Origin of the sequence: Burkholderia sp. E168m23 (assembly GCF_016586125.1) — a bacterium.
In the GTDB taxonomy this organism is placed as follows: domain Bacteria; phylum Pseudomonadota; class Gammaproteobacteria; order Burkholderiales; family Burkholderiaceae; genus Burkholderia; species Burkholderia orbicola.
The window spans coordinates 1-1,113 of record NZ_BCPP01001450.1; the positions used below are offsets into that span (position 1 = coordinate 1).

Sequence of the window (1,113 nt, forward strand, 5' to 3'; positions counted from 1 at the left end):
GTTGCGTCTCGTCGAATCGCAAAGCGGCTCGATCGAATTCGACGGCCGCGACATCAGCGCGCTGAAGGGTTCGGACCTGCAGGCGTTGCGCCGCAACATCCAGTTCATCTTCCAGGACCCGTTCGCGTCGCTGAACCCGCGCCTGACCGTCGGCTTCTCGATCATGGAGCCGCTGCTCGTGCACGGCGTCGCGAGCGGCAGCGAGGCGCAGGCGCGCGTCGACTGGCTGCTCGACAAGGTCGGCCTGCCGCCGGAGGCCGCGCGTCGCTATCCGCACGAATTCTCGGGCGGCCAGCGCCAGCGGATCGCGATCGCGCGTGCGCTTGCGCTGAATCCGAAGGTCGTGATCGCCGACGAATCGGTGTCGGCGCTCGACGTGTCGGTGCAGGCGCAGATCGTCAACCTGATGCTCGACCTGCAGCGCGAGCTCGGCGTCGCGTACCTGTTCATCTCGCACGACATGGCCGTCGTCGAGCGCATCAGCCATCGCGTCGCGGTGATGTATCTCGGCCAGATCGTCGAGATCGGCCCGCGCCGCGCGGTGTTCGAGGCGCCGCAGCATCCGTACACGAAGAAGCTGATGAGCGCGGTGCCGGTGGCCGACCCCGCGCGCCGGCATGCGCCGCGCCAGCTTGCCGCGGACGAGATTCCGAGCCCGATCCGCGCGGTCGGCGACGAGCCGGTCGTCGCGCCGCTCGTCGCGGTCGGCCCCGATCATTACGTCGCGACGCATCGCGTCGGCGGCGCGTACTGAACGCGCGGGAGGTCGCCCATGGACCGAAGCTGCGCACGAGCAAGGCAACGGCGTCTTTTCCCGAAAGGGGGCAGTCACGCCGCGATTTCCACCACGCGTTACCGAATCATCCACAGGAGCCCAGCAAGATGAACAAGTCGTATTCGTTCCCGATGTTCCGTCCGCGCGCGCTGTTCGCCGCGGGGGCCGGCGCGCTCGCGCTGTCGGTCGCGGTGCCCGCGTTCGCGCAGCAGAACGTCGTGGTCGCCGTGTACTCGACGTTTACGACGATGGACCCGTACGACGCGAACGATACGGTGTCGCAGGCTGTCGTCAAGTCGTTCTACGAAGGCCTGTTCGGTTTCGACCGGAACATGAAG

1 protein-coding gene and 1 pseudogene are annotated in these 1,113 nt (G+C 67.5%); both read left to right on the top strand.

Features of this window, described 5'->3' with window-relative positions; translation table 11 throughout:
• A partial coding sequence (locus tag JMF90_RS38080; protein ID WP_201326445.1) for an ATP-binding cassette domain-containing protein occupies nt 1-754 on the top strand: 754 nt, incomplete at its 5' end.
• Nucleotides 755-882: 128 nt separating this feature from the next.
• Nucleotides 883-1,113: pseudogene (locus tag JMF90_RS38085) on the top strand (glutathione ABC transporter substrate-binding protein GsiB); the annotation flags it as partial.